General features: G+C 59.9%; 27 protein-coding genes. 12 read left to right on the forward strand and 15 right to left on the reverse strand.

Annotation, left to right across the window (positions count from 1 at the left end):
- Positions 1-150: 150 nt before the first annotated feature.
- The gene (locus BMX80_RS09945) at positions 151-1929 is read left to right on the forward strand and encodes an acyl-CoA dehydrogenase C-terminal domain-containing protein (RefSeq protein WP_074867844.1); all 1779 of its coding nucleotides are present in this window, start codon (positions 151-153) and stop codon (positions 1927-1929) included.
- Positions 1930-2026: 97 nt separating this feature from the next.
- On the opposite strand, the gene BMX80_RS09950 is transcribed toward BMX80_RS09945, so the two are convergent.
- Positions 2027-3934, reverse strand: coding sequence for an ATP-binding cassette domain-containing protein (locus BMX80_RS09950; RefSeq protein ID WP_074867846.1), 1908 nt, complete (start codon positions 3932-3934; stop codon positions 2027-2029).
- Positions 3935-3970: 36 nt separating this feature from the next.
- On the opposite strand from BMX80_RS09950, the gene BMX80_RS09955 reads away from it, so the two are divergent.
- The gene (locus tag BMX80_RS09955) at positions 3971-4402 is read left to right on the forward strand and encodes a TIGR02444 family protein (RefSeq protein WP_074867849.1); all 432 of its coding nucleotides are present in this window, start codon (positions 3971-3973) and stop codon (positions 4400-4402) included.
- Here the strand turns inward: BMX80_RS09955 and BMX80_RS09960 are convergent.
- Positions 4373-5278 (reverse strand): alpha/beta fold hydrolase, encoded by a 906-nt coding sequence (locus BMX80_RS09960; RefSeq protein WP_235821633.1) that lies wholly within the window; start codon positions 5276-5278, stop codon positions 4373-4375. The genes BMX80_RS09955 and BMX80_RS09960 overlap by 30 nt on opposite strands.
- A 112-nt stretch (positions 5279-5390) precedes the next feature.
- On the opposite strand from BMX80_RS09960, the gene BMX80_RS09965 reads away from it, so the two are divergent.
- Complete coding sequence (locus tag BMX80_RS09965; RefSeq protein WP_074867852.1) at positions 5391-6050, forward strand: TetR/AcrR family transcriptional regulator; 660 nt, start codon at positions 5391-5393, stop codon at positions 6048-6050.
- A gap of 125 nt (positions 6051-6175) precedes the next feature.
- Entirely contained in the window at positions 6176-8089 is a 1914-nt protein-coding gene (locus BMX80_RS09970) for an N-acyl-D-amino-acid deacylase family protein (protein ID WP_074867854.1), read from the forward strand.
- A gap of 55 nt (positions 8090-8144) precedes the next feature.
- Here the strand turns inward: BMX80_RS09970 and BMX80_RS17850 are convergent, their stop codons facing one another.
- On the reverse strand, positions 8145-8909 hold the full coding sequence (locus BMX80_RS17850; RefSeq protein WP_175474899.1) for an AlgP family protein: 765 nt from the start codon (positions 8907-8909) through the stop codon (positions 8145-8147).
- Positions 8910-9022: 113 nt separating this feature from the next.
- Here BMX80_RS17850 and BMX80_RS09980 point away from each other — a divergent pair, with 113 nt between their 5' ends.
- A complete protein-coding gene (locus BMX80_RS09980; protein WP_074868203.1) occupies positions 9023-9670 on the forward strand; it encodes an FKBP-type peptidyl-prolyl cis-trans isomerase in 648 nt (215 codons plus the stop codon).
- 71 nt (positions 9671-9741) lie between these two features.
- Here the strand turns inward: BMX80_RS09980 and BMX80_RS09985 are convergent, their stop codons facing one another.
- Positions 9742-10209: an Rsd/AlgQ family anti-sigma factor gene (locus BMX80_RS09985; protein WP_074867857.1), complete on the reverse strand. Its 468-nt coding sequence runs from the start codon at positions 10207-10209 to the stop codon at positions 9742-9744.
- A gap of 167 nt (positions 10210-10376) precedes the next feature.
- Positions 10377-10871 (reverse strand): disulfide bond formation protein B, encoded by a 495-nt coding sequence (locus tag BMX80_RS09990; RefSeq protein ID WP_074867860.1) that lies wholly within the window; start codon positions 10869-10871, stop codon positions 10377-10379.
- A 189-nt stretch (positions 10872-11060) separates the two neighbouring features.
- On the opposite strand from BMX80_RS09990, the gene BMX80_RS09995 reads away from it, so the two are divergent.
- Positions 11061-12836: a sensor domain-containing diguanylate cyclase gene (locus BMX80_RS09995; protein ID WP_083394297.1), complete on the forward strand. Its 1776-nt coding sequence runs from the start codon at positions 11061-11063 to the stop codon at positions 12834-12836.
- On the opposite strand, the gene BMX80_RS10000 is transcribed toward BMX80_RS09995, so the two are convergent.
- Positions 12802-13218, reverse strand: coding sequence for a hypothetical protein (locus tag BMX80_RS10000; protein WP_074867866.1), 417 nt, complete (start codon positions 13216-13218; stop codon positions 12802-12804). The two genes, BMX80_RS09995 and BMX80_RS10000, sit on opposite strands and share 35 nt — an antisense overlap.
- A 122-nt stretch (positions 13219-13340) precedes the next feature.
- Between BMX80_RS10000 and BMX80_RS10005 the strand changes: the two genes are divergently transcribed.
- Positions 13341-13784 (forward strand): hypothetical protein, encoded by a 444-nt coding sequence (locus BMX80_RS10005; RefSeq protein ID WP_139214086.1) that lies wholly within the window; start codon positions 13341-13343, stop codon positions 13782-13784.
- 27 nt (positions 13785-13811) lie between these two features.
- Here BMX80_RS10005 and dtd read toward each other — a convergent pair whose 3' ends face one another.
- Positions 13812-14249, reverse strand: a complete 438-nt coding sequence (gene dtd, locus BMX80_RS10010) for a D-aminoacyl-tRNA deacylase (protein WP_074867872.1) — start codon at positions 14247-14249, stop codon at positions 13812-13814.
- A complete protein-coding gene (pip, locus tag BMX80_RS10015) occupies positions 14246-15217 on the reverse strand; it encodes a prolyl aminopeptidase (protein ID WP_074867875.1) in 972 nt (323 codons plus the stop codon). The genes dtd and pip overlap by 4 nt, the downstream gene beginning before the upstream one ends.
- A gap of 100 nt (positions 15218-15317) precedes the next feature.
- Here pip and BMX80_RS10020 point away from each other — a divergent pair, with 100 nt between their 5' ends.
- Positions 15318-15758 (forward strand): hypothetical protein, encoded by a 441-nt coding sequence (locus tag BMX80_RS10020; RefSeq protein ID WP_074867880.1) that lies wholly within the window; start codon positions 15318-15320, stop codon positions 15756-15758.
- A 39-nt stretch (positions 15759-15797) separates the two neighbouring features.
- Positions 15798-16535, forward strand: a complete 738-nt coding sequence (locus tag BMX80_RS10025; RefSeq protein ID WP_074867883.1) for a substrate-binding periplasmic protein — start codon at positions 15798-15800, stop codon at positions 16533-16535.
- Between the two features lie 14 nt (positions 16536-16549).
- On the opposite strand, the gene bamE is transcribed toward BMX80_RS10025, so the two are convergent.
- Both bamE and BMX80_RS10035 read right to left on the reverse strand, forming a co-directional pair.
- A complete protein-coding gene (gene bamE, locus BMX80_RS10030) occupies positions 16550-16804 on the reverse strand; it encodes an outer membrane protein assembly factor BamE domain-containing protein (protein ID WP_071872194.1) in 255 nt (84 codons plus the stop codon).
- A 13-nt stretch (positions 16805-16817) separates the two neighbouring features.
- Positions 16818-17426, reverse strand: a complete 609-nt coding sequence (locus BMX80_RS10035; protein WP_074867886.1) for a DUF924 family protein — start codon at positions 17424-17426, stop codon at positions 16818-16820.
- A gap of 161 nt (positions 17427-17587) precedes the next feature.
- On the opposite strand from BMX80_RS10035, the gene BMX80_RS10040 reads away from it, so the two are divergent.
- Positions 17588-18877 (forward strand): DsbA family protein, encoded by a 1290-nt coding sequence (locus tag BMX80_RS10040; protein ID WP_175474900.1) that lies wholly within the window; start codon positions 17588-17590, stop codon positions 18875-18877.
- A gap of 21 nt (positions 18878-18898) precedes the next feature.
- On the opposite strand, the gene BMX80_RS10045 is transcribed toward BMX80_RS10040, so the two are convergent.
- Together BMX80_RS10045 and BMX80_RS10050 are read right to left on the reverse strand one after the other, a co-directional pair.
- Positions 18899-19375 (reverse strand): hypothetical protein, encoded by a 477-nt coding sequence (locus tag BMX80_RS10045; RefSeq protein WP_074867889.1) that lies wholly within the window; start codon positions 19373-19375, stop codon positions 18899-18901.
- 73 nt (positions 19376-19448) lie between these two features.
- Positions 19449-19961 (reverse strand): lactoylglutathione lyase family protein, encoded by a 513-nt coding sequence (locus tag BMX80_RS10050; protein ID WP_074867892.1) that lies wholly within the window; start codon positions 19959-19961, stop codon positions 19449-19451.
- 101 nt (positions 19962-20062) lie between these two features.
- Between BMX80_RS10050 and BMX80_RS10055 the strand changes: the two genes are divergently transcribed.
- Entirely contained in the window at positions 20063-20965 is a 903-nt protein-coding gene (locus BMX80_RS10055; RefSeq protein WP_074867896.1) for a LysR family transcriptional regulator, read from the forward strand.
- Here BMX80_RS10055 and BMX80_RS10060 read toward each other — a convergent pair.
- Positions 20939-21931, reverse strand: a complete 993-nt coding sequence (locus BMX80_RS10060) for a GlxA family transcriptional regulator (RefSeq protein ID WP_074867900.1) — start codon at positions 21929-21931, stop codon at positions 20939-20941. The genes BMX80_RS10055 and BMX80_RS10060 overlap by 27 nt on opposite strands.
- 122 nt (positions 21932-22053) lie before the next feature.
- Between BMX80_RS10060 and BMX80_RS10065 the strand changes: the two genes are divergently transcribed.
- A complete protein-coding gene (locus BMX80_RS10065) occupies positions 22054-22890 on the forward strand; it encodes an alpha/beta hydrolase family protein (protein ID WP_074867901.1) in 837 nt (278 codons plus the stop codon).
- A 9-nt stretch (positions 22891-22899) separates the two neighbouring features.
- Here the strand turns inward: BMX80_RS10065 and BMX80_RS10070 are convergent, their stop codons facing one another.
- Both BMX80_RS10070 and BMX80_RS10075 read right to left on the reverse strand, forming a co-directional pair.
- On the reverse strand, positions 22900-23211 hold the full coding sequence (locus BMX80_RS10070) for a hypothetical protein (protein ID WP_074867904.1): 312 nt from the start codon (positions 23209-23211) through the stop codon (positions 22900-22902).
- 128 nt (positions 23212-23339) lie between these two features.
- Positions 23340-23666 carry a hypothetical protein gene (locus BMX80_RS10075; RefSeq protein WP_074867907.1) on the reverse strand — a complete coding sequence of 109 codons (327 nt, stop codon included), beginning with the start codon at positions 23664-23666 and terminating at the stop codon, positions 23340-23342.
- Between the last annotated feature and the right edge of the window lie 82 nt (positions 23667-23748).

Below are 23748 nucleotides of genomic sequence, written 5' to 3' on the forward strand. Positions count from 1 at the left end.
GTGCAGTGCTGGTACGCAGGGGCTTAGGTGACGGCGCTAGGTGTCCGCTTTGTGTTAATGGATGAGATATTTCTTGTACAAAGCTTGCAATATTGTACAAGTAGCTATACAAAAAAGCCCTCTTGTTTAGTTTTCTGGGTGATTAACGTCATGCCTGCTTACCGCGCCCCCTTACGTGATATGCAGTTTGTCTTCGACGAGCTGCTCGATGCTTATGCCACCTTGCAGTCGCTGCCCACGCAGCGCGAGTTCAGTAATGACCTCGGTGGCGCCATTTTGGAAGAAGCCGCCAAATTGGCGGAAAACGTGCTGGCGCCGGTCAACGGCCCGGGCGACAAACAAGGCTGCCAGTACGACCCGGCTAGCCACAGCGTGAAAACCCCCGAAGGCTTTAAAGCCGCTTACCAGCAGTTTGCCGAAGGCGGCTGGACGGCGCTGGCCTGCGAGCCGGAGTTCGGCGGCCAAGGCCTGCCACACGTGCTTAACATGATGGTGGAAGAGATGGCCTGCTCGGCCAACCTATCGCTGGGCATGTACCCCGGCCTCACCCACGGCGCCATTAACGCACTGACCGCGCACGGCACTCGCGAGCAGCAAGAGCGTTACCTGCCCAAGCTGATTAGTGGCGAGTGGACCGGCACTATGTGCCTCACCGAGCCTCAGTGCGGCACCGACCTTGGCCTAATTCGCACCCGCGCCGTGCCGCAGGCCGATGGCAGCTACGCCATCAGCGGTACCAAGATTTGGATCACCGGCGGCGAGCATGATCTGGTGGATAACATCGTGCACTTAGTACTGGCCAAGCTGCCCGACGCGCCGGACAGCGTGAAAGGTATCTCGCTGTTTTTAGTGCCTAAGTTCCTCGATGACGGCAGTCGCAACCCGGCCTTCTGCGGCGGCCTTGAGCACAAGATGGGCATCAAGGGCTCGGCGACCTGCGTGATGAACTTTGAAGGCGCCAAAGGTTGGCTAATTGGCGAAGCCAACAAAGGCCTCAAGTGCATGTTCACCATGATGAACTCGGCGCGCTTGATGGTTGGCATGCAAGGTTTGGGCATTGCCGAAACGGCGTATCAGGTGAGCCTCGGCTTTGCCAAAGAGCGCCTGCAAAGCCGCTCGCTGTCTGGCCCGAAGGCGGCGGACAAGCCGGCCGACCCGATCATCGTGCACCCCGATGTGCGCCGCATGTTGCTGCGCCAGAAGGTGGTCATCGAAGGCTGCCGAGCGCTGGCCTATTTCACCGGCCTGCACTTGGATGTGGCGCACGATCACGAAGACCCGGCGGTACGTCAGCAAGCTGATGATCTGGTGCAGCTGCTCACCCCAGTGGTCAAGGCCTTCTTAACCGACGAAGGCTTCACCTGCGCCAACGAAGGCTTACAAGTGCTAGGTGGCTCGGGCTTTACCGAAGATTGGGGCATTGAGCAGCTGGTGCGCGACTGCCGTATCACGCGCATCTATGAAGGCACCAACGGCATTCAGGCGCTCGATTTGGTCGGTCGTAAATTGGCCTTGGGTGGCGGCCGAGCGGTGCGCAGTTTCTTTGTGATGCTCGAAGGCTGGTTAAAAGCTAACGCCGATGCGCCGCACACCGCAGCGGTGGGCAAAGCGCTCAAGCAGCTGCAAGAAGCCACGATGTGGCTGGCCAGCGAAGGCATGAAAGACCCCGAGCAAGCCGGTGCGGCATCGGTGCCCTACCTGCGCTTGTTTGCCCTCACCACGCTGGCGTGGCTGTGGTCGCGCATGGCCTTAGTGGCGCAAAACGCCCTGGCGGCGGGCAGCAGTGAAACCACCTTCTACAACGCCAAAGTGAAATCAGCCGACTTCTTTATGGCCCGCGTACTGACCGAAACTGATGGCTTGCTGGCCGAGGTGAAAGCAGGCAAGGACACCTTGATGGCCTTCAGTGAGGAGGAGTTTGCTGTCTAAACGCAATGCGTTTTGAGTCAGCTCGCGGCATCGAGCTGACTTGATAAGCCCTCTGCGCACGCCGGCAGCCGCTCCCCCCTTTAAGCTGCCGGTTTTTTTATTCGCCTTGCAGCTGCGCTTCCAGCGCTTCGAGTTCTTCCAGCGCGAGCATCCAGCTTTCTTCTAATTCAGCCACTTGGCTTTTTAGTTCGGCCTGTTGGTTGAGCAGGGTTTTCAGCTCGTCTTTGCGCGCCGCCTCGTAAACGCCGGCATCGCCGAGTTGCTCTTCCACGTCGCTGAGCTTGGCTTGGGCTTTTTCCAGCTGTTGCTCCAGCTTGTCGCAGGCTTTTTTGTGCGGCGCGAGTTGCTGGCGTAGCGCGGCGGCGGCTTGCCGTTGCGCTTTGCGGTCGACCTTCGGCGCTTCGCTGCTGAGGCCGGCGGGTGCCAGCTGTGCGCTGCGGTAATCGGCCAGCCAGCGGCTGTAGTCGTCGAGGTCGCCATCAAAGGGCTGCACGCGGCCTTCGGCGACTAGGAGGAATTGGTCGGTGCAGCTTTTCAGCAGATGGCGGTCGTGCGACACCACCAGCACCGCGCCCTCAAAGGCTTGCAGGGCCATGGTCAGCGCGTGGCGCATTTCTAGGTCGAGGTGGTTGGTCGGTTCGTCGAGTAGCAGCAGGTTTGGCCGTTGCCAAGCAATCAAGGCCAGCGCCAAACGGGCTTTCTCGCCGCCGGAGAACGGCGCGACGGGGGTTTCCACCCGCTCACCACGGAAATCGAAGCCGCCTAAGAAGTCGCGCAGAGTTTGCTCGCGTTCATCCGGGGCGATGCGTTGCAGGTGCAGCAGGGCGCTGGCTTTAGGGTCGAGGCTGTCCAACTGGTGCTGGGCAAAATAGCCAATCGCCAAGTGCTCGCCGCTTTGCCGCGTGCCGCTTAACAGCGGCAGGCTGCCGGCGAGGGTTTTGATCAGCGTCGATTTTCCCGCGCCATTCGGGCCGAGTAAGCCGTAGCGATCGCCGGGGGCGAGCTGCAATTTCACCTGCTGCAAAATGGTCGTGTCGCCGTGGCCGAGGTTGGCTTCTTGCAGGTCAAGCAAGGTGCTGGACACCTTCAGCGCCTCGCGGAAGCTGAACTCAAACGGCGAGTCGGCATGCGCTGGGGCGAGGTCTTCCAAGCGCTCCAGCATCTTGATGCGGCTCTGCGCCTGCCGTGCTTTGGTGGCTTGAGCGCGGAAGCGGGCGATGTACTTTTCTAAGTGCGCGCGCTGCGCTTGCTGCTTCTCGAACATCACCTGCTGCTGCGCCAAACGCTCGCCACGGGTGCGCTCGAAGGCCGAGTAGCCGCCGCGGTAGAGGGTTAAGGTCTGCCGCTCGATATGGATGATGTGATCGACCACCGCATCTAAAAAGTCGCGGTCGTGGGAGATCAGCAGCAAGGTGCCGGGATAGCGCTTGAGCCAGTCTTCGAGCCAGAGGATGGCATCGAGGTCGAGGTGGTTGGTGGGTTCGTCGAGCAGCAGCAAATCTGACGGGCACATCAGGGTTTGCGCCAAGTTCAAACGCATCCGCCAGCCACCGGAGAAACTCGCCACCGGGCGCTGCATTTCTGCTTCGCTAAAACCCAGGCCTGCCAGCAAGCGGCGTGCGCGGCTGTCGGCGGTGTAGCCGTCGGCGTGTTCAAACTCGGCGTGCAGGCGCGCCAAGGCGGCGTTATCGTGGTTGGCCTCGGCTTGCTCTAGCTGCTGCTGAATGCTGCGCAGGTGACGGTCGCCGTCGAGCACGTAGTCCACGGCGAGGCGATCCAGTGCTTCGACTTCTTGCAGCATGTGCGCAATGCGCCAGCTGGCCGGTAGCTCGCAGCTGCCGGAATCGGCGCCCAGCTCGCCACGCAGCAAGGCAAACAGGGTTGATTTGCCCGCGCCGTTGGCCCCCACTAAACCGGCTTTCTGGCCGGGGTGTAGGGTTAAATTGGCGTCCTCCAGCAGGCGCAGGGCGCCGCGTTGCAGGGTCAGCGAGTCGAGTCGGATCATGGGCTGGCGCGGTCAAACACAAAAAGGGGGTGAATTATGCGTGATCTGTGGGCATTCGCCACGCACTTGTACGCCCAAGCGGGCATTGAAGAGGCCTGTTTAGCTTGGCAAGAGAGCGGCGGCGACGTGTGCCTACTGCTCTGCTGCGCCTACCTTGAGCAGCGGCAGGTGGCCTTGCAGCCCGAGCGCTTAGCGCTACTGCAGCAACACGCCGCCGCGTGGCAAAGCCAGTGGCAAGCACCGCTGCGCAGCCTGCGTGTGCAGAGCAAAACGTGGGCAGCGCAAACAGCCGAGCAGAACGGCCTGCGCGAACAACTCAAAGCCTTAGAGCTGGCCAGCGAGCGGCTGCTACTAGAGCAACTGGCGGCGCTCACCAGCGACTGGCCGCCAACCACGGCTCCAGCGCCGTGGCTCAGTGCGCTGGGTGCATCGAGCGCCTTAGTCGCGCTGCTGCGCGAGAAACTCTAGATAGGCTGCACTCACGCCTTGCGGGTCTTCCACCTGCGGGTAGTGGCCGATCTGCGGTAGTTCTTTGAGGTAATCCAGTCGGCAATTCAGTGCTTGATAACGCGCCACCATGTGCGCGCCAGACACCGGATCGACCGAGCCATTGATCAGCGCCAGCGGCACCGGCGACTGCTGCAAGGCCTGCACCCAACGCTCGCGGTGCTGCTTGCGGTCGTTCATGTAGGTGATCAGGTTGTGGAACAGGTGCTTGCCGTCTTTGTAGTTAATCAGTGCCCAAAATTCGTCCAGCTGAGTGCTGGTGGGCTTGGTCGCCGCGCCAAACACTTTGCTAAAGGTGCTGTCGAATTTTTCGCGGCCAAACAGGCGATTGACCAGCGGCCCCAGTGGGCTGAGCAGCAGCTTTTGCGTGAGCAGCGCCTGGTGCGTCTCGGGGAATAGGCCGCCGTTTAGAAAGCAGCAGGAGCGCCAGTTTCCTGCGCCTGTGCCATCCAGCTGGCGGGCGAGTAGCTCTTGCGCCACGGTGTCGCCGTAGTCGTGGGCCAGCACGTCGAACTCACTGAGTTGTAGCTGGTTTATCAGTGCCTCAAAAAAATCTGCCTGCTGATGGATGCTGTACTGGCGGCGATTGGGTTTGTCGGAGAAACCAAAGCCGAGCATATCCAGCGCGACCACACGATACTGCTGGCGCAGGGTGGCCCAGATCGGCTGCCAGTCGAAACTGGAAGTAGGAAAGCCGTGAATCAGCAGAATCACCGGCTGCTCGGCGCTGCCTTCGTCGATGAAAAACATCTCGTGACCGAGCAACTGGGTAAAGCGCCCGCGCTGTTGCCAATCGGCCAGCGCTGGGGGTAAGGCAATCTCAGGGGCTGTACTCACCGGACGAACTCCGTGTTTTTGTTTGTCGCCATCCTGCGGCGAGCCAAACTTGACGTCAAGTTCAAGTTTGGCTGATATTTGAGCAACTCTTGCCTTATCACTGGTGCCTTTAGTGAGCTTAAAAGCCTTACCCACGCAAACCCGCGCGCTGAAAAAGCGCCGCGATTTGCTCGACGCCGCGTTGTTGGAATTCGTCGATAAAGGCTTCGACGCCACCACGGCTAAGTCGATTGCCGAGCGCGCCGGGGTGGCCACGGGCACCTTCTATCAGTACTTCAACAACAAAGACGAAATGCTCTTGCTGGTGGCCCGCGAGCGCTTTGCCGAGGTGCACGCCAACGTGCGCCTGCCGGGTATAGAACAGGTGGATCAGCGCAGCGGGCACGTGGATATCGCAGCGTTTTTTCAGCAGGTATTGAGCTGGATTTACGACTTTCACGCCCGCGATAGCCGCCTGCACGAAGTGCTCGAATACCGCCGCAGCGTGGATGCCGCGCTGAATGAAGAAATGCACAAAGGTGAGGCGATTCTGCTCGAGCGCGCCCGTCAGCTGGTGCATGCCTTTGGTTGCGCAAACCCCGAGGCGGTGGCGTTTTGTTTATTCGCCATGGCCGAAGGCATCGTGCATCGCCATGTGTTTCACCCACAGGCGCTGAGCAAGGCCGAGGTCGTCGAGACCGGCGCGCAGATGCTCAGTGCCTATTTTGAAACTTTAAAAAGTAGCGATGAAATAGGCGAACAGCTCAAGCACAAGGCGCCCGGAGCGCAGTAACCGAGACATACCGTCTGGTAGGCGAGGTTGTGAGCACCGCGCAACGCAGTGATTGAGCTGTGCAGCCATTTCATTCCGAACGCAGAAAGCCGTCGCGATAACACCATAAAACCCGAGGCCTCATCATGCGTAACCCCGAGCAATTCGACACCCTGATCCAAAACGCTACTGTGTTTAACCCCGGCGAGCCGCCGCGCGTGGAAGATATCGCCATCGCCGATGGGTTCATCGTCGCGCGTGGCGCCGGGCTGTCTGCCGAGCACGCCAAGCAAGTGATTGATGCCAGCGGGCAGTGGGCTATGCCCGGCTTGTATGACATTCACACCCACTATGACTTGGAGTTGGAGGTAGCGCCCGGCCTGCCCGAATCGCTGCGCCACGGCACCACCACAGTGGTGATCGCCAACTGCTCGCTGGGCTTGGCGTTTGGCAATCAGCGTAAAGACGGTGCCGATCCGATTGTCGATTGTTACGCGCGGGTCGAAAACATTCCCAAAGCGGTGCTGCGTCAGTGTGCCGATAAAGTGGATTGGCACACGCCGCGTGAGTACTTGCAGCACTTAGACCGGCTCAATTTGGGCCCCAATGTGGTGGCGCTATACCCGCACTCGATGCTGCGCGTCGAGGTGATGGGCTTTAACTCCAGCATCAGTCGCGACCCCAGCGCGGCAGAAGTCAGCCAAATGCAGCAGCTGCTTAAAGACGGCCTCGCCATGGGCTATGCCGGGTTTTCCACCGATGCGCTGCCGTTTCATTACTTGGCCAATCAGCCCAACTGCGCTAAGACCATCCCCACTCAGTTTGCCCGCTATGCCGAGATCAAAGCGCTGACTGATGTGGTGCGCGAGCAAGGCGCGCTGTGGCAGGCCACGCCGCCGAAAGACAGCGTGCTCGGCACGCTAAAAACCTTTCTGCTCACCAGTGGCCGACTGCACGGCAAACCGCTGAAAACCACTGTGGTCGCGGCGCTGGATGTGCACAACAACCGCAAAATTATCCGCCTCGGTCGCTTAATGGCGCGGGTGCTGAACTCACGCTGGCTGGATGGGCGCTTCTACCTGCAAGCGCTCGCCGCGCCCTTTAAAACCTGGGCCGATGGCGCGATGACGCCGCTGGCCGAGGAAATCCCCGAGCTGCGCCGCTTAAACGAAACCGATCTTGAAGATCGCACCGCCCGCCAGCAGATACTCGCCAACCCGGAATTTATCCGCGCCTTCCGCGCCATGTGGCTCAAGGGTAAGCAGGGCTTTAGCGTGGCGGCTATCAAGCGTAAATGGCGCTTGGAGGATTACGCCTTCAACCGCGAGCTGGCCGACATGACCATCGACGTCTGCCCCTATGCGCCGTGGCAAAAGCTAACTTTTGCTGAGGTGTTTGCCCGGGTGACGGCAGTGAAGACCGGTGAGGCAGCGGCGCAGGATGAGGAAGAAGCGCGCCTGTGCCGTGAGGAGTTCTTCTGGGTTGGCGATGAGGCCGATTTTGTTCTGCAAATGCTGCGCAGCTTCGACACAGAGCTGAGCTGGTACACGGTTTCTGCCAATCGGGATTTGCACACCGTGCGCGAACTGCTGATGGACCCTCTGCTGCTGCCGGGCTTTAACGACAGCGGCGCACACCTGACCAACATGGCCTTCTACGACTGCAACTTGCGCGCGCTGAAACTGGCGGCCGAAGGCGGCGAGGCGGATGTGGCCTATATGGTCAAACGCCTGACCCGCGATGCCGCCGAAGTGCTGGGTGTGGAAGGCGGCACATTAGATATCGGCGCGCGGGCGGATCTGATTCTGCTCGACCCGCAAGCGCTGGCCCGTTATGACGGCGAAGCCAATGTGCAGCGCGTGTATCGTGAGGCGTTCCAGCACGATCAGCTGGTTAACCGCTCCGACGGTGTGGTGCCGTTGGTGATGGTGGGCGGGCAGATCGCGTGGCAGAACGATGCGTTTAGCGCCGCCTGGGGCCAACAGAAGCTAGGTACGCTGCTGTATCCACAGCATGCCAACGCTGCTGCGCTGGCGTCGGATGCCCGCCAGGTGGCGTAACGTTTGCCGGTAAGAAACCGCGAGGCGTCGACGTTACAACGCCTCGCGGTGGGTATTACTCGGGCTTAGCGGCTGGCGCCGGGCTAGCTGCAGCAGCGGGGGCGGCGGGCTTAGCCTCGGCGGTTTTAGCGGCTGTGGTTGCAGCAGTGCTTGGCTTGGCAGCGGCTGGTTTCTTCGCTGCCGGTTTACGCGCCGCCGGCTTTTTCGCCGCAGCGGGTTTTGCTGCCGCAGCCGGGGTGGCTGGCTTGGCGGCTGCTGGTTTAGCCGCGGGTTTCTTCGCAGCGGGCTTGGCAGCTGGCTTCTTGGCGGCTGGCTTTTTTGCCGCAGAGGGCTTAGCTGCCGCAGGCTTTTTCGCCGGTAGCGGTTTTACCGCGGCTACCTTGGCGGCGGGTTTTGCCGGCGCTGCTTTAGGGGCTGCCTGCGCCGCTTCAATTTCCGCTTTGGCTTGGTCGCCCACGGCAGCAATGCCTTCGGCCAGCTGCAGGGTTTTTTGTGTGTCACCTTGCAGTTGGTTGAGGTAATTACGGGTGTCTTGCAGACGCTCTTGCAGGTTGGCGAGCAGGCCGTCGATGTCTTTGAGTTTTTCTTCCGCCTTGCTGCGCGCTTTGCTCTTGCCGGCGGCGAGGGCTTCTTCCAGCTTGGCATGCGCTTTGGCGCGTTTTTCTTGCGCTTTCGTGCGCTGCTTTTCCAGCGTCACCAGCAGGCTTTCGGCTTCTTTTTGCGCGGCGGTGCAGGCGTGCGCAAGGTGCGAAATCAAACTGGTGGACAAGTCAGAGAGCAGGTGCAGCGGGGTGGTGACGCGAAGCTTTTTCTTTGACATGACAGGGCCTCCTGGCGGCTGGGTCTGGGCCCACTATAGGCACGCACAGCGGCGGCGACCAGTGTCTATTTCGGTTAGCATCAAGGCCATTGCCATAGATCAAGGGGATGATCATGCGTGTGCCTGTTGCCTGCGCCCTGTTATTCAGTTTTAGCCTGCCGGTGGCGGCTGAAACGCCGCAAGACCCGTTGGCTTACAGCCTAGGGGTTAAGCTGGGCGAGCGCTTGCGCGATGAAGTGCCGGGCTTGGCGTTGGATGACTTGGCCGCCGGTTTGCGTGCCGCCTATCAAGGCGCACCGCTGGCGCTTGAGCCTGCCACCATCGAACGCTTGCTCGCCGAGCAAGAGGCCGCACAAGGCGATAGCAGCGCCGCCAGCGAACGCTTAAAGCGTAAGGAAGCGGCGTTTATTGCTGAATACAAAGCCAAATACCCCAACGCCAAAGTGCTCGATGGCGGTGTGGTGGTGCGTGAGCTCAGCCAAGGTCGCGGCGCTAAGCCCAAGGCCGATGCCACGGTGAGCGTGCGTTACAAGGGCTTGCTTGCCGATGGCAGTGTGTTTGATGAAAGCGCCGAAGCGGTGCGTTTTAGCTTGAATTCGCTGATCCCCGGCTGGCGCACGGCGCTGGCCGCGATGCCGGAAGGCTCGCACTGGGAAATTCTCGTGCCGTCAGCGGCGGCGTATGGCGCCGAGGGCGCTGGCGATGTGATTCCGCCCTATGCGCCCTTAGTGTTCGATCTGCTGCTGGAAAGTGCCCAGTAGCGGCGCAAAACAAAACGCCTCAAGCACCGTAAGGGCTTGAGGCGTTGTGCCGGATAGTCCGGTGTTAGCTCTTAGGCTTGCGCGGCCATGGCTTGTTCGCGGTGCGCGTTGTGCAGCACTTCGATCAGGCAGTCTTCTAGCTCAAAACGTTCGTGCAGCTGCTGGCCCAAAATCGCCAGCGCGGTGCTTAAACCGTGCTCGCGCAGGTCGCCGTTATCGATGCTGTCGTTAAATTTCAGCGCTTGGTTAGTGATCGACTCAATGCGCGGATAAATCTGCTTGGCCAGCTCCAAGGCGCGGGTGTCGTTAAACGACTCGGCTTCTTGGATCAGTTGCTCATACACCTCAAAGTGCCCAGCCGACACGTAGTCGAGCAGAATTTGGCAGAACTGCAGTGGGGTGACTTTTTCCTGATCGTGGGTCTGATCAGTGAGCACCGAATACGCCTCAATCAACTGATGGCGCTCGTTAAGCCAGCGGTCGATCAGTTGGTGAACGCCGCCCCAGCGTTCTTGGGCATTACGACAACTCTCTAACATAAGCACCTCCCCGGTGTTGTTATTGTGGCCAGTGCCTTGGCGGGTGAGGAAACTTCGGAGAAGTTCCGGGAAATGGCGTTGTCATGGCCGGAAGATCAGGGTATGCCAGTGGCCAGCCGCCAGCAACCAGGGCTACGGGCATTTTTCATACGCCTGTTTGATTGTGCTCAAGCGACGCGGCGCAGCAGTTGCATGAGGGCAACTAAGGCCAGACCGCAGAAGGCCAACAAGCTTAATTCTGGAATGCTCAAACCCAGCAGTGTCCAGTCGACTTTGGCGCAGTCGGCGGTGCCGCTGAGCATCTTGCTGAGGATTTCCCACAGCGGGAAGGCTTCAAGCATGTAATCCAAAGGCGGCAAGCACGCCGGCACTTGGTCGGCGGGCAGCGTGGTGAGGTAGACCTGGCGCCCGGCGGTGGCTACCCCTGCGGCAGCGATAAACAGTGCGAGGCCGGCATACACGCGGCGACCGACACCTGCGGGGTTATGCACTGCGGCCAGCAGGCAAACCAAGCCCATGGCGATCACTTCGATGCGTTGAATAATGCACAGCGGGCAGGGTTCTTGACCGAGCACATGTTCCATGTACAGCGCGCCGCCAACAATGGCCAAGCAGGCGAGGAACATCAGCAGAAACAGCGGGCGAGGGGCGAACAGCGGCATGGTAGCTCCTTGAGACAAGGCGCGAACGTTAGGCAATCGAGCCGCACCTGACAAGACTTGGCCGCCAGCATAGGGACGATTGGTGCGCTTGACCAGACGAGTACCGTTGGCCGTCACCCTACCAAGGTTGGGCGGCTGCGCGGGTGAGTCTGCTAATCTGCTTTGCAGCGGACATGAGACACGTCGTACATGCCGAGCATAAAAATAATAATCAACGCGTTATTGCTGTGCCTTGCGTTAAGTGCGCAAGCGCAGTCGTTCGTCCTCGATTTGCGTCACGGTCCGAGTGAATGGCACCTGCCGGCGCAATTGCAGCATCAATGGTTAGCGCCGCAAGCCGGCCTCGACGCGCTCGATGAGGCAGCCTGGCAGGCGTGGACTAAACCCTCGATCAGTCTGGTTAATCAAACCCAAGCCCTGTGGCTGCGGATTCCCCTGCAGCTCGATGCCTCGCGGCCATGGCGTGTGGTCAGCGAGTGGCCGCAGATGGGCGACATTGCGGCCTTTTGGCAGGCCAGTTCAGGCCACGTCACGGCGCTCAGCCTTGAATCTGGCTGGCGCTACCCGGTGTTTGCCTTGCCGGCAGAAACCGGCCAAGGCGTTTTGCTGCTGCGTGTGCACTATCCACAGATTGCCGTCTTGCCGCTGCGCTTGCTCACCGAACAGGCCTTGCAAGACAGTCGCGCTACTCAGCACGCATGGCTAGGGCTGTTTTTTGGCATTGGTGTGGCGGTGGTGTTGTACAACTTGTTTTTGTGGGTCAGCACGCAAGTCACCTTGTACCTTTGGTATGTGCTGTTTCAGCTGGCGGCCTACACCTTCGAGGCGATTCGCTTTGGCTTGCACGAGCCGTGGTTGGGGCCGTTGAGCTCCAGTAGCGGGTTTATCTTAAGTGCCGGGCTGAGCTTTCTGTTGGTGAATGTCTTCTCGGCCGTGCTGCTGAGTGTGCCGCGTTTGGCGCCGCGCTTGTGGCGTTTTTATCGCGCGCTGATGGCCTTGTTCGCGGTGTTTATTGCCGCTTTGCTAACCCCGCTGGGGCCGTGGGTGATGTGGCTGGCGCTGCCCTTGGCCAGCGTTGGCACGCTGATGCCGCTGGTGGCGTTTTATCAGGTGCGTACCGAGCATCACCGTTACCTGTGGCTGTACGGCGCCAGTTGGGCGCTGCTGATTGCCGGCACCTTGTTGTTCAACTTGGCCTTGATGGGCGTACTGCCGATCAATCAACTGACCAGTTACGCGCAGCTGTTTGGCCTGTCCACCGAAGCCCTGTTGCTGTCGTTTTTGCTGGGCTTGCGCCTGAGTGATTTACGCCGCCAGCGCGCCGAGATGGCCGAAGAACTGCTGCAGGTAAAAAGTCAGGCCAATGAGCATCTGCAAGCTGAAGTGGCGCGTAAAACCCAGCGCCTTAACCAAGCCTTGCGTGAGCTGCAGCAGGCGCATCAAGCGTTGAATGAAAAGGCCATCCGCGACCCGCTCACCGGGCAATTCAACCGGCGCTTTTTTGATGACACCCTAAGCCGCGAGCTGCAGCGCGCCGCGCGGGAGAACAGCACGCTGACCTTAGCGCTGATCGATATCGACCACTTCAAGCCCTTTAACGATAACCACGGGCATCTGGTGGGCGATGATTGTCTGCGCAGCGTGGCGCAGTGTTTGGCCGAACAGCTGCGCCGCCCGGAAGACGTACTGGCACGCTATGGCGGAGAAGAGTTCGCGATGATTTTGCCGGCCACCCCAGACAGCGGCGCGCAAGCGCTGTTGCAGGCGACGCGGCAAGCGGTCGAGCAATTGGCCTTTTGTGTCGACGGCCAGCGCCTGCCGGTGACGGTGAGCATTGGTTATGTCTGCGTGGCCGGTGGTGAACCTAGCGCGGTGATTGCCGCCGCCGACCAGCACTTGTATGCGGCCAAAGCGGCGGGGCGCAATCGGGTTATGGGTGCGGCGTCAGCGGCGGTTGCGCCTTGATGGCCAGCAGCGCAAACACCACGGCAAACAACAGATCGTTGAGGCCGTAAATTGCCAGAAACAGCGTCGCCAGCGGGTCGCTGGCCCACAGCCCCAGCCAGTCCGGCAGGCTGATGACGAGGCTAAGCCACGCGCCGACATACAAGAGCTTTTCCAGCGCGAACACGCCCAGCAAGGTGCGATTAGGCGTGGCGCTGACACTGGCGGCCAGATACGCCATGCCCCACAGCATGATCGCCAGCAAGCCCCAGACACTCAGCACCCCCGGCTGTACAGCGCCTAATGTCTCGCTTTGCAGGCCTTGGCTAAACAGCAGCACGCCGCCGATATTGGCAGCCCCGCCCAGCCACAGCCAAACACGCCAAGGAAATAACAGCCGCATCGTGAGTCTCCCGCGTTTTTATTTTGCGCCCAGCATACCGGCAGCGCGGCGCAGGCGCCTAGCAGACCAATGGTGCGGTGGCTGGTTTGCTGCTGTCTGTGGCTTGGGCTAATTTTTTAATTATGAAAAGAGAAAGCCTGTTTGATTACGACGCTGGCTTTGATGTCTCTGTAGCTGGCCGTGTGTTGTTTGCCCGTTATTGGGGCACGATGACGACACAAGGCTTGCGTGACTTCTTTGCCGATTATCACCAACGAGTGCAAGCGCTGGACGTAGCACCGTGGGCTGAAATAGTCGATTTTCGCCAAGTAAGCTTAGTGGCCCCCGAGGTGTTTAGCGTGGCGACCGCTCTGTATAGCGAAACCTTTTGTGTGCGGCACTGCGCTACGGCGTATCTGTTTAGTCGCCATACCGATCCACGCTTGCGTTTGCTGCTGCAGCGCTTAGAAGACCCACAGAGCTGGGGCACCAGTTGCTGTAATTTCGCCGGCGATTTTCGCCCGGCCCTTAACTGGGTGAATGGCCGCCTGAGCCTGTATGGCGAAGGGGTGCAGCAGGTTCGTTAATGTGAGCGTCGCTGGTTTGCTGGCGGGTTAGCTTTCCAGCAAAAACGTCACCGGCCCGTCATTGAGTAAATGCACTTGCATGTCGGCGCCAAAGCGCCCGCAGGCGACCTGTGGGTGGCGTGCTTGGGCCTGTTCGCGCAGGTAGTCGTAGAGCGCTTCGCCCTGTGCCGGTGGCGCGGCGCTAGAGAAACTCGGACGCAGGCCTTTTTGCGTGTCGGCAGCCAAGGTGAACTGCGACACCAGCAACAGCCCGCCTTGGATGTCGGTTAGCGACAGGTTCATCTTGCCGTCGGCATCGCTAAACACGCGGTAGTTGAGCAGTTTGTGCAGTAGCTTGTCGGCGCTGGCGTGGTCGTCGTGCTTTTCCACCCCGACTAATACCAGTAAGCCTTGGTCGATGGCGCCGACAATCTCGCCTGCCACTTCTACGCGGGCGTGGCGTACCCGTTGAATCAGTCCCTTCATTCGACGTTCTGCGGCAGGTCGAGCAGGCGGCGGGCCATTTGGTTGGTGGCGCGCACCAGCGCATCGGCAATCCCCGGCTCACCGGCAGCGTGGCCGGCATCGCGCACGATCACCAGCTCGCTGTTGGGCCAGCGCTTGTGCAAGTCCCACGCGTTATCCAGCGGGCAGACCATGTCGTAACGGCCATGCACGATCACCCCCGGCAGGTGCGAGATCTTGTGCATATCGCGCAGCAGCTGGCCTTCTTCGAGGAAGATCTGGTGCATAAAGTAGTGGCACTCGATACGCGCCATGGCCAAGGCGCGGCGCGGGTCGCCAAAGCGCTCGACCACATTCGGGTTAGGGCGCAGGGTGGCGGTACGGCCTTCCCACACCGACCAGGCTTTGGCCGCGTGCATCTGGGCAATTTGATCGTCGCCGGTTAAGCGTTTGTAGAAGGCGGGGATCAGCTCGCCACGCTCGGCGGCGGGAATCGGCGCGATGTAGTCCTCCCAATAATCGGGGAACACATGGCTGGCGCCTTCTTGATAGAACCACTGCAAATCTTGCGGACGGCACAAAAAGATGCCGCGCAGCACTAAGCCCAGCACGCGCTCGGGGTGCGCTTGCGCATAGGCCAGCGCCAAGGTGGAGCCCCAGCTGCCGCCAAACAACACCCACTGCTCGATGCCTAAGTGCTCGCGGATTTTCTCCATGTCCGCGACTAAGTGCGCGGTGGTGTTGTTCTCTAGGCTGGCGTGCGGGGTAGAACGGCCGCAGCCGCGCTGGTCGAAGGTGACGATGCGGTACAGCGTGGGGTCGAAAAAGCGTCGGCTTAAGGCATCGCAACCACCGCCCGGGCCGCCATGAATAAACACCACCGGCAGGCCTTCGGGCATGCCGCTTTCATCCACATACAGCTCGTGCGGGGCTTCCACCGCAAGGGTATGGCGGGCGTAGGGTTTAATCTCTGGGTAGAGAGCTTGCATGGGGCGCTCCTGCGACAAATGCACAATGGCGAGCGGCTGCTCGCCGCGGCGGGCTATCCTGCGATCATACTGTCGTGAGCAATGAAAGAAAGGCATTTGTATGCACAAGGTAGCTTTACGTCGCTGGGTGGTGCTGTGCTTGAGTGTGCTGGCATTAAGCATGACGGGCTGTAGCAAACCCGATCCGCTGGCCCAATTAGAAGAAGAGGCGCGCCTGCTGGCGGATAACCTCGACAACAAACGCACCAGCAAGGTGATGGATCAGCTGCATGCGCAGTTTCACGCGCAAGGCAGTGAGTACGACCGCGACTGGGCCAAACGCACCATGACGCTGCTGTTCTTGCGCCACAACAACGTGCATGTGTTGCCTTTGGGCGTGCAAAATCGCGTGCTGAGTGCCGAGCGTGGCGAAACCACCGCGCAAGTCACCCTCGCCGGCGCCGCGCAACTGTTGCCTAACGCCGCGAGCAGTTATGCGGTGCGCTTGGAATGGTGGCGTGAAGGCGACCGTTGGCAGTTGGCACGCCTGACGTGGGAGTAACAGCAGCTAAACTCTCAATATCACCAGCGAGGGGCGAGCATGCGGCGTTGCTTAGTGGGCTTACTGTGTTGGCCGCTGTGGGCCAATGCCGACACCTTGTTGGTCGGGGTCGAGGCACTCAACATGGCGCCGGTCTATCGCCTTGATGCGCGCGGTGAGTACCAAGGCTTTGCCAATGATTTGCTGCGTGATTTTGCCCAGCGCAGCGGGCATGAGTTGCAGATCAGGCCTTGGCCGGTGGCACGTTTGTACCAAGAGTTTTTTGCCGGGCGCATCGATTTAAAGTTTCCCGACTCGCCACTCTGGGAAGAGCAGCAGCGCACGCAATTGCAGATTGCTTACAGTGCGCCGGTTTTGGCGTATCTGGATGGGATCATGCGTTTGTCGCCAGAGGCCCATCAGCACACGCCGGGCAAACCTTTTCGGGTGGGGGTGATTCGCGGCTTTAGTTCGGTCGACTTTCTCTACGCCGCAGAGCGCTACACCTTAGTCCGTGCCAGCAGCTTGGAGCAGCTCTACCGCTTGCTGGCGAAGGGCCGCGTCGACGGGATTTTCTTTAATGCGCTGAGCATTAATTACCAGTTACGGCACGACGCCAAACTGCTCAAACAGCCCCTGCATCTTGATCAGCATTTGCCGTATCTGCAGGGGCATTATCGTTTGTCGAGCATTCAGCGCCCGGATGTGATTGCCGAGTTTGACCAATACCTGATCGAACATGCGGCGCAGGTGGCGCAGCTCAAACGCAAATGGGGCATGCCCAGCACGCTACCTTAGCGGGGTGACGTTGCTTACAGGCCGTGCCCAGAAAACAGCAGCACTTTATCGGCAACAAACTGCACGCTAATGCCGCGCTTGTCGTCGCCCCACGTGCAGCTGGTTGCGCCCATGGCACCTTCGCACTGGCCATCACCCAGCAGTTGTTGCACCTCGGCTTTGCTCATGCCGACTTTGAGTTGGTCGTAGTTGGCTTGATTCACCTTGCTACAGGCGGTGAGTAAGGTGAGGGCAGCAAGGCCGCCGAAGGCCAGCAGGGATGAGCGCATAGAAACTCCTTAATCAGAACGATGAACCGGGCTGGCGCAAAAAGGCCAGCTCTTCCGGGGTGGACGGTCGGCCGAGCAGCGCATTGCGGTGCGGATAGCGGCCAAAGCGGGCAATCACATCGCGATGGAGCTCGGCGTAGTGCAAAAAATTCGCAAAGTCTGGCGCGGCAGCGGGTTCGCAGCGCTCAACCTCGTGCAGCAAATCGTTAAACACCTGCACCGCCTGCGTTTGGCTGGGCAAGTGCTCGTGATGCTCCAGCACTAAATAGACAAACACCCGCTGTAGCGGGTTAAGCGACTCTTGCCAGCCTTGCGCTAAGCCGTGGGCTACCCAGCGCTGCGCCAAGGCATCGCCGCTAAAGGCTTGGCCGCTGTCACGAAACAGCATGCGCGGCAGTTGGTCGAGCAATAGCAGCAAGGCCAGCCAGTGCTCGGCGCTGCTCACGTGCGCATCCAACTCACCGGCTAAGGCGCGTGCAACGTCGTGGCCAAAGCGTTGGCGGGCGTCATCATCCTGCGCATCGCGCTTGCCAAACCATAGGCCGTGGCGGGCATCGATTTGCGCTTTTAGGCTGCCGGGTGGGCCAAACCACCACTCCAGCAGCGCGCGGGGTTGCCACATTAGGCTTGCCTCCGTGATCGGTTAGCTGCAGGGTAAAGAAAACCCGCCGGCTTGCCCACCGGCGCGAGAAAACCATAAAGCACGCCAGCGCTATGGCGTTCGGCCACGCACACCCTGTTGCGTACCGAGCGTCAACCTCGCGGAGCGTGGCGGAGGACGCGATGAAAGCCTTAATGCCCTACCTTGCCGCCGGTTTGGCTAGCCCATGGTTGAGCCAATCGCGCGAGCAATGGGCCGATCTCAAACAGCATCTGTTGCGTCAGCCGGCCACCGTCGAGGTGTATCTGGCGATTGATGACCCCTACAGCTATCTGCTCGCGCAAGTGTTGCCGCGCTTGCAGGCACGCTTTGCGGTTAAGTGGCGGATTTACACGGTGCTCAATCGCGAGGCCGAGCATTATCCCGCCCCTGCACAGTGGTACCCCAATGCTTGCCACGATGCCGAGCACTTGGCGCGTCTCTATCAACTCAGCTGGCCGCAGGATTTGCCCAGCTGGAGCACCGCGCGGCGCGCAGGCTACACCCGCGACTTGCTGTTGGCCGAACAGCAGGCCGACAGCGTGGCGCACGTGGCTGAGTTATTCCGCCGTGCCTGGCAAGGCGCCGCCGCCACGCGGGTGTGGCAACTGGCCGATTGGCAGGCCTCGTTAGCGGCCAATGAGGCGCGCCGCAAACGCCACAAGCATTACGCCAGCGCCATGCTGTATTACGCCGGGCAGTGGTATTGGGGACTGGACCGCCTCGATCACCTAGAGCACCGTTTGCTGCGTGAAGGGCGCGCACTGTGCCAAACCGCGCCGCAGTTTGAGCGCACCTGGCGCGACTTCTGTACCCTGCCGGCGCCCGAGCAAGCGCCGGAAGACACTGAGCTTGAAGTGTTCTTCTCCATCCGCAGCCCCTATTCGCACTTAGGCTTACTGCGCGCCGTGCAGTTGGCCGAGCACTATCACTTGCCGCTCAAAGTGCGCCCGGTACTGCCCATGCTGATGCGCGGCCTGCCGGTGCCAGCGAGCAAGAAGTGGTACATCTTCCACGACACCAAACGCGAGGCGCGCAAGCTCGGCATCGCCTACGGCAAAGTGGCCGATCCACTGGGTGCCGGGGTAGAGGCTTGCTACCAGCTGTACGCCTGGGCCGAAGGGCAGGGCAAAGGCTTGGCTTATTTGCTCAGCGTTAGCCACGGCGTGAACAGCCAAGGCCTGCACGCCGACCAACCCCGCGACTTAAAAAAGATGGTCGAACGCGCTGGCCTCAACTGGACCGAAGCCCAGCCGCTGCTGGGTAACAACGACTGGCGCAGCTGGGCGCAAGACAACCTCACTGCCCTGAATGACGCCGGCCTATGGGGCGTGCCGAGCTTTCGCTACGGCGATTTACGCTTCTGGGGCCAAGACCGGCTGGGTATTTTGGAGCAGGCGCTGCGTAAGCGTTGGCGGCTTAAGCCTTATTAGGTTGCGGCGGCGGTCAGCTGCTCAGAAGGCGCCCACGACCTTTTCGTTATATTCCAGCAGATGGGCGCGAAGGTAGCGCGCACCATTTTGGTAGGGCTCGAGAAAGTATTCCCAAGAAGCCTCTTGGATAAGCACTCGGCGGATGTCAGCGATCTCGACTAAGCATTTGCTGAGCACCTTGATGCGTATGTGCGCGTGAACATCGTCGCTGGCCGGGGTAAAAGACTCCAGCGTAGGCCGCAAGAGCACCGCCTTGCAGTTCATAAACGCCCACGTGGCCATGGCGCGTATCCCTTGAAAATTCACCACTTCGCCGGGCTCGCCAAACGCCATAAAACTGGGCGAGTACAAGGTGAGCAGCTGATTAATATCGCGCGCTTCGCTGTAGCGCTGCTCTTGTTTAAGCAACGCCTCGGCCATGGCTTGGGTGACGGAAGCGGCTAGGCTGGCAGAACTGCCTGCTCCCAGCACGCACAACAGCAAACAACGCAACAACATTAGGCTCATCCTTGAGGCGGTGACGGTGCATTATCCGCAACTAACCCAGCCAAGGCCAAGCGGCGCGTGCTGTTTAGCTGTGCGCCGCGTTGTAAGCACCGCTGGCGTAATGCAGCTCATAACTGTGGCTGTAAATTTCCAAAATATTGCCGAACGGATCTTCCATATAAATCATCCGGTAGGGCTTCTCGCCGGGGTAGTAGTAGCGCGGCGCCTTCATGCGCTTTTTGCCGCCGGCAGCGACGATTTTCTCTGCTAGTTCTTCGACGTTCGGGTCTTGAACGCAGAAGTGGAAGATGCCGGTTTTCCAGTACTCGAAGTTATCTTCGGGGTTTTCTTGGTTCTTGAATTCGAACAGCTCAACGCCGATGCGGTCGCCAGTGGACAGGTGCGCGATGCGGAAGCGCTCCCAGCCTGCGCCGAACACGTCGGTGCACATTTCGCCGATGGCGGAGTCGTCTTCAGTGATCTCGGTGGGCGGCATGATCAGGTACCAGCCGAGCACTTCGGTGTAAAACTTCACTGCGGCTTCAAGGTCCGGTACGGAAATACCGATATGGGAAAAACTGCGTGGGTAGGTGCTCATAAGGGCCTCCGGTGATTAACGAGGCCTAGCTTAGAGAGGTGTCTGGCTAATAAAAAATTATCATTTATTATCTTTTTGATAATTATTTGTTGGTTGTGGGCATGCTTAACCCCCAGTGGCTGTACACCTTTAAAACCTTGGTCGACACCGGCCATTTCACCCAAACCGCCGAGCGTCTGCACATGACCCAGCCGGGCGTGACCCAGCAGGTGAAAAAGCTCGAAGAGACCTGCGGGCATGCGCTGCTCAAGCGTGAGGGCAAACGTTTTAGCCTCACCGAGCAAGGCCGCTTGGTGTATCAGTACGCGCTGCAGCAGGCTGCCGATGAAGCGCACTTGCTGGAGCAATTAAGCCGCGATGACCCCACCGCTGGCGTGTGCCGCTTGGCCTGTTCCGGCGCGCTGGCGCTGACCTTGTACCCGGCGCTGCTGGCCTTGCAGGCCAAATATCCTAGCTTGGTGATGCAGCTGGAAGTAGCGCCCAAGGCGGCGATTACCCGCGCGGTGCTTGCGGGCAACATCGATCTCGGTTTAGTCACCCAAGCCGCCGAGAGCCCCGAGCTGGATTGCAGCGCCGTGGGCTGCGAGCCGCTGAGTTTGATCCTGCCGGCGGGTGCCGAACTTACCGGCGATATCGCTGCCGACTTGCTCAGCTTGGGCCTGATTCGACACCCTGACGCGGAACACTACTTAGCCCTGTATCTGGCCCAGTGCGGCGCCCAAGCGCTGCGTAACTTGGCGCCGAAAGATGTGCCCGAGCGCGGCTATATCAACCAGTTGCAGCAGATCTTGCTGCCCGTGGCGCAAGGCTTGGGCTTTACCGTGTTGCCGCACAGTGCGGTGCAGGCCTTTGCCGAGCGCGAGCAATTGCAGGTTTGGCCCGCGCCTCAGCCAGTGAGCGAGCCCTTGTATTTGCTCAAGCGACGCGGCCGCGAGCTGCCGGCGCGCTTTAGCGAGGTGTTGGCGATTATTCAGCGCTTATTGCAGCGCGCCGAGGGGCATTAAGCACTGGAATTTCTTGCGGTATTCGCTGGGCGTGAGGCCCACGCGCTGCTTAAACAGGCGGCGGAACGAGTTGTGGTCGTCATAGCCCACTTGCAGGGTGATCTGGTCAAAGGCGCTGTCGCTGCTTTCCAGCAGCAGGCGCGCACGCTCCAAGCGTAGGTTTTGCAGGTAATGAATCGGCGTGTGCCCGGTGGCGTCTTTAAAGCGGCGGATAAGGTGCCGCTGGCCGATATTGAACTGCTCGGCGAGCTGTTCGATCACGATGCTCTCGTGCAGGTGGCGCTCTAGCCACAGCTGCACATTAAGAATATCGCCATCGCCGTGCTGCTTTTTAAAGCTGGCGCTGGCGTAGGGCAACTGGGTCTGCTGGGTGCCGTCGATCAGCAGGTGCTTGCCGCAGTCGGCAGCTAACTGCGGCGAGCCGTATTTGCGGATCAGGTGCAGCAACAAGTCGCCGCCGCTGTTCGCCCCGCCGGAGCAATACACATGGCCATCTTCGGTGAGGGTGCGCTCGGCATGCAGCTGCACCTTGGGGTAGCGCCGCGCAAACTGCCCAGCAAAGGCCCAGTGCGTGGTGGCTTGGCGTCCATCCAGCAAGCCCGCCTCGGCATTGATAAACGCGCCGGTGCACAAGCTGGCCAAGGCGCTGCCTTGCGCGTGCACGCGGCGCAGCCAGTCATATAGGTTGTCCAACGTGGGCAGCACGCGCAGCACGTTGAACATATAGCCCGGCACCATGACTAAGTCCGCTGGCGGCAAATCGGCCAAGCTGTATTGCGGCACCAGTTGCAGGCCGCCGGTGCAGGGCACAGCGTTGCCATCGGGGCTGGCGGTGAACAACTCGAACAAGGGCTCATCCAGCTGGCGGCTGTGGCAATACAGCGCATTGGCCATGTTAAAGGCCTCTAGCGCGGCGGATACGCTGATCGACGCGCAGCCATCACTCATCAAAATGGCCATCTTCATAAGGGCACCTGCGGTGAAAAGGCATGCGTAAAAATCGCATGTAACAAGTCATTTTTCGCCGTAGAGGCGCCAAGGTCAATCGCCCAAGCTAGCGGCTACTGATGTTTAAGGAGCCACACAGCATGAAATTGGCCTTCTACCGTGCGTTTAAAAAACCGTTCTTTGGTCGCTTTATGAAGCCTTGGCGCTGGCCCGAGGGGGTGGAGCAAAGCCAGTGGCAACGCTTGGCCGTGGCCAGCCGCTCTGGCGCTACCTTGTCGGCGCTGGTGGCCGAAAGCAGCAGCCCCGAGCCGGCCAAAGGCGCGGTGCTGATGGCCCACCCCATGGGCGTGGCGGCCAAAGGTTTTTGGCTGAAATACGGCCACGCCGAGTTACTGCGTCAAGCGGGCTACCACGTGATGCTGTTTGACTTGAACGGCTTTGGCGAAAGCACCTCGACCACCATGGACTACCCGCTGGACGTGCTCGCTGCCGGGCAAGCTCTGCAAGCGCGTTACCCCGATTTGCCGATTGCCGTGGTCGGCGCCTCGATGGGCGCGGCGATGACCACTTGCGCACTGGCCGAGCCGGGGCACCCGTTCCAAGCCGTTGTGCTGGAGGCTGCCTTCCCGACCCTGCTGCACTTCTGGTCGCGCTACCCGGTGCCTAAGCTGGGCATTCAGCTCTCCAAACTGGTTTACCCCGCCGGGGAACGCCGCATGCGCCCAGTGCACGCCGCCAGCCGCTTGGTCGGCCAACCGCCAGTGCTGATGATTTACGGCGAAGCCGATCAGTTCACCCCGGTACGCGACGGCCAACTGCTGCACCAAGCCCTAAGCGCCAGCACCGCCGTGCAGTTCTGGCAGGTGCCGAATGCCGAACACACCCATGCCTACGCGGCAGAGCCGGAAGAATACGCCGCGCGGGTGCTGAACTTTTTGGGTGAGCATTTGCGTGAAAGGCGGGTGTTGGCGTGGTAAGCCTCCCGGTTATTCGGGGGCTTTCACCATAATGTAATTAATTAAAAAATATTCGGCATTCAGGCAGCTGCCACGAAAAGCTACTTTGGCTTTGGTGGCCAAGGCCTGCATGGCTAACGACTGCACATTAGTATTGGCGGGCAGGTAGGCATAAATTGCATTAGCGCAACCGGCTGCTCCCCAGCCCGATTCATTGCGGATATATAGCGTGCCCGATGTGTCGTATTGGATGGCTTCAATTGTTTTGTATTGCGTTTCTGCCGCCATGCCGTACAAAGGCGCCACTAGCAACAGTGAGGCTAAATAAGAGTTAAAGCGCATAATTGCCCCTCATAAATATCAGAATAATATTGCACGTGTTGCGAGCTTGCCTCACTCAACATGCTGCCTAGTGTAAGTGGCCCGCAAACACCATTGATGCGTGCGAGCGTGCCCTTGCTGCAAGATCATTAATTAATAATGATGTAATCAATTTTCATGTGTTCGGCGTTATCGCAGGTGCCAGTAAATGTCACCATGCTGCCGCTTGCCTTGGCTTGCATACCTAAACTTGTCAGGGTAGCTAAGCCCGGGGTGCTGGCCTCATGGGCATAGGCATACGTGGCATTCGGGCAGCTTGGCGCCCCCCAGCCAGTGGTTGAAGCAAAGTAAAGCGTTTTGTTGGCTGCACTGTATTGAATACGGGTAATTTCTTGGGGCTTGGTGGTTTCGTCAGCCTGCGCCCAGGCAGAAACCAATAACGCCGCTAAGGTTAAAACACGCCATGAATTTCGCATTGTCATTCCTTTGTAGATAGTTTGGCTCGCCCTTAAGGGGCCAGCTGTTTAGTTTTGCGCGGCTCCAATGCCCCTCGCAGGC

Origin of the sequence: Atopomonas hussainii (assembly GCF_900109735.1) — a bacterium.
Taxonomy (GTDB): Bacteria; Pseudomonadota; Gammaproteobacteria; order Pseudomonadales; family Pseudomonadaceae; genus Atopomonas; species Atopomonas hussainii.

Excerpts from the sequence above, each read along its gene's own strand:
- BMX80_RS10045 (WP_074867889.1), bottom strand. The coding sequence starts at position 19,375 with ATGTTGTTGCGTTGTTTGCTGTTGTGCGTGCTGGGAGCAGGCAGTTCT.
- BMX80_RS09955 (WP_074867849.1), top strand. The coding sequence starts at position 3,971 with ATGCGTGATCTGTGGGCATTCGCCACGCACTTGTACGCCCAAGCGGGC.
- BMX80_RS10035 (WP_074867886.1), bottom strand. The coding sequence starts at position 17,426 with ATGTGGCAACCCCGCGCGCTGCTGGAGTGGTGGTTTGGCCCACCCGGC.
- pip (WP_074867875.1), bottom strand. The coding sequence starts at position 15,217 with ATGCAAGCTCTCTACCCAGAGATTAAACCCTACGCCCGCCATACCCTT.
- dtd (WP_074867872.1), bottom strand. The coding sequence starts at position 14,249 with ATGAAGGGACTGATTCAACGGGTACGCCACGCCCGCGTAGAAGTGGCA.
- BMX80_RS10075 (WP_074867907.1), bottom strand. The coding sequence starts at position 23,666 with ATGCGAAATTCATGGCGTGTTTTAACCTTAGCGGCGTTATTGGTTTCT.
- BMX80_RS10000 (WP_074867866.1), bottom strand. The coding sequence starts at position 13,218 with ATGCGGCTGTTATTTCCTTGGCGTGTTTGGCTGTGGCTGGGCGGGGCT.
- BMX80_RS09995 (WP_083394297.1), top strand. The coding sequence starts at position 11,061 with ATGCCGAGCATAAAAATAATAATCAACGCGTTATTGCTGTGCCTTGCG.
- BMX80_RS09980 (WP_074868203.1), top strand. The coding sequence starts at position 9,023 with ATGCGTGTGCCTGTTGCCTGCGCCCTGTTATTCAGTTTTAGCCTGCCG.
- BMX80_RS17850 (WP_175474899.1), bottom strand. The coding sequence starts at position 8,909 with ATGTCAAAGAAAAAGCTTCGCGTCACCACCCCGCTGCACCTGCTCTCT.
- BMX80_RS10065 (WP_074867901.1), top strand. The coding sequence starts at position 22,054 with ATGAAATTGGCCTTCTACCGTGCGTTTAAAAAACCGTTCTTTGGTCGC.
- bamE (WP_071872194.1), bottom strand. The coding sequence starts at position 16,804 with ATGCGCTCATCCCTGCTGGCCTTCGGCGGCCTTGCTGCCCTCACCTTA.
- BMX80_RS09970 (WP_074867854.1), top strand. The coding sequence starts at position 6,176 with ATGCGTAACCCCGAGCAATTCGACACCCTGATCCAAAACGCTACTGTG.
- BMX80_RS10070 (WP_074867904.1), bottom strand. The coding sequence starts at position 23,211 with ATGCGCTTTAACTCTTATTTAGCCTCACTGTTGCTAGTGGCGCCTTTG.
- BMX80_RS10055 (WP_074867896.1), top strand. The coding sequence starts at position 20,063 with ATGCTTAACCCCCAGTGGCTGTACACCTTTAAAACCTTGGTCGACACC.
- BMX80_RS09950 (WP_074867846.1), bottom strand. The coding sequence starts at position 3,934 with ATGATCCGACTCGACTCGCTGACCCTGCAACGCGGCGCCCTGCGCCTG.
- BMX80_RS10005 (WP_139214086.1), top strand. The coding sequence starts at position 13,341 with ATGAAAAGAGAAAGCCTGTTTGATTACGACGCTGGCTTTGATGTCTCT.
- BMX80_RS09990 (WP_074867860.1), bottom strand. The coding sequence starts at position 10,871 with ATGCCGCTGTTCGCCCCTCGCCCGCTGTTTCTGCTGATGTTCCTCGCC.
- BMX80_RS09945 (WP_074867844.1), top strand. The coding sequence starts at position 151 with ATGCCTGCTTACCGCGCCCCCTTACGTGATATGCAGTTTGTCTTCGAC.
- BMX80_RS10025 (WP_074867883.1), top strand. The coding sequence starts at position 15,798 with ATGCGGCGTTGCTTAGTGGGCTTACTGTGTTGGCCGCTGTGGGCCAAT.
- BMX80_RS10060 (WP_074867900.1), bottom strand. The coding sequence starts at position 21,931 with ATGAAGATGGCCATTTTGATGAGTGATGGCTGCGCGTCGATCAGCGTA.
- BMX80_RS09985 (WP_074867857.1), bottom strand. The coding sequence starts at position 10,209 with ATGTTAGAGAGTTGTCGTAATGCCCAAGAACGCTGGGGCGGCGTTCAC.
- BMX80_RS10050 (WP_074867892.1), bottom strand. The coding sequence starts at position 19,961 with ATGAGCACCTACCCACGCAGTTTTTCCCATATCGGTATTTCCGTACCG.
- BMX80_RS10040 (WP_175474900.1), top strand. The coding sequence starts at position 17,588 with ATGAAAGCCTTAATGCCCTACCTTGCCGCCGGTTTGGCTAGCCCATGG.
- BMX80_RS10020 (WP_074867880.1), top strand. The coding sequence starts at position 15,318 with ATGCACAAGGTAGCTTTACGTCGCTGGGTGGTGCTGTGCTTGAGTGTG.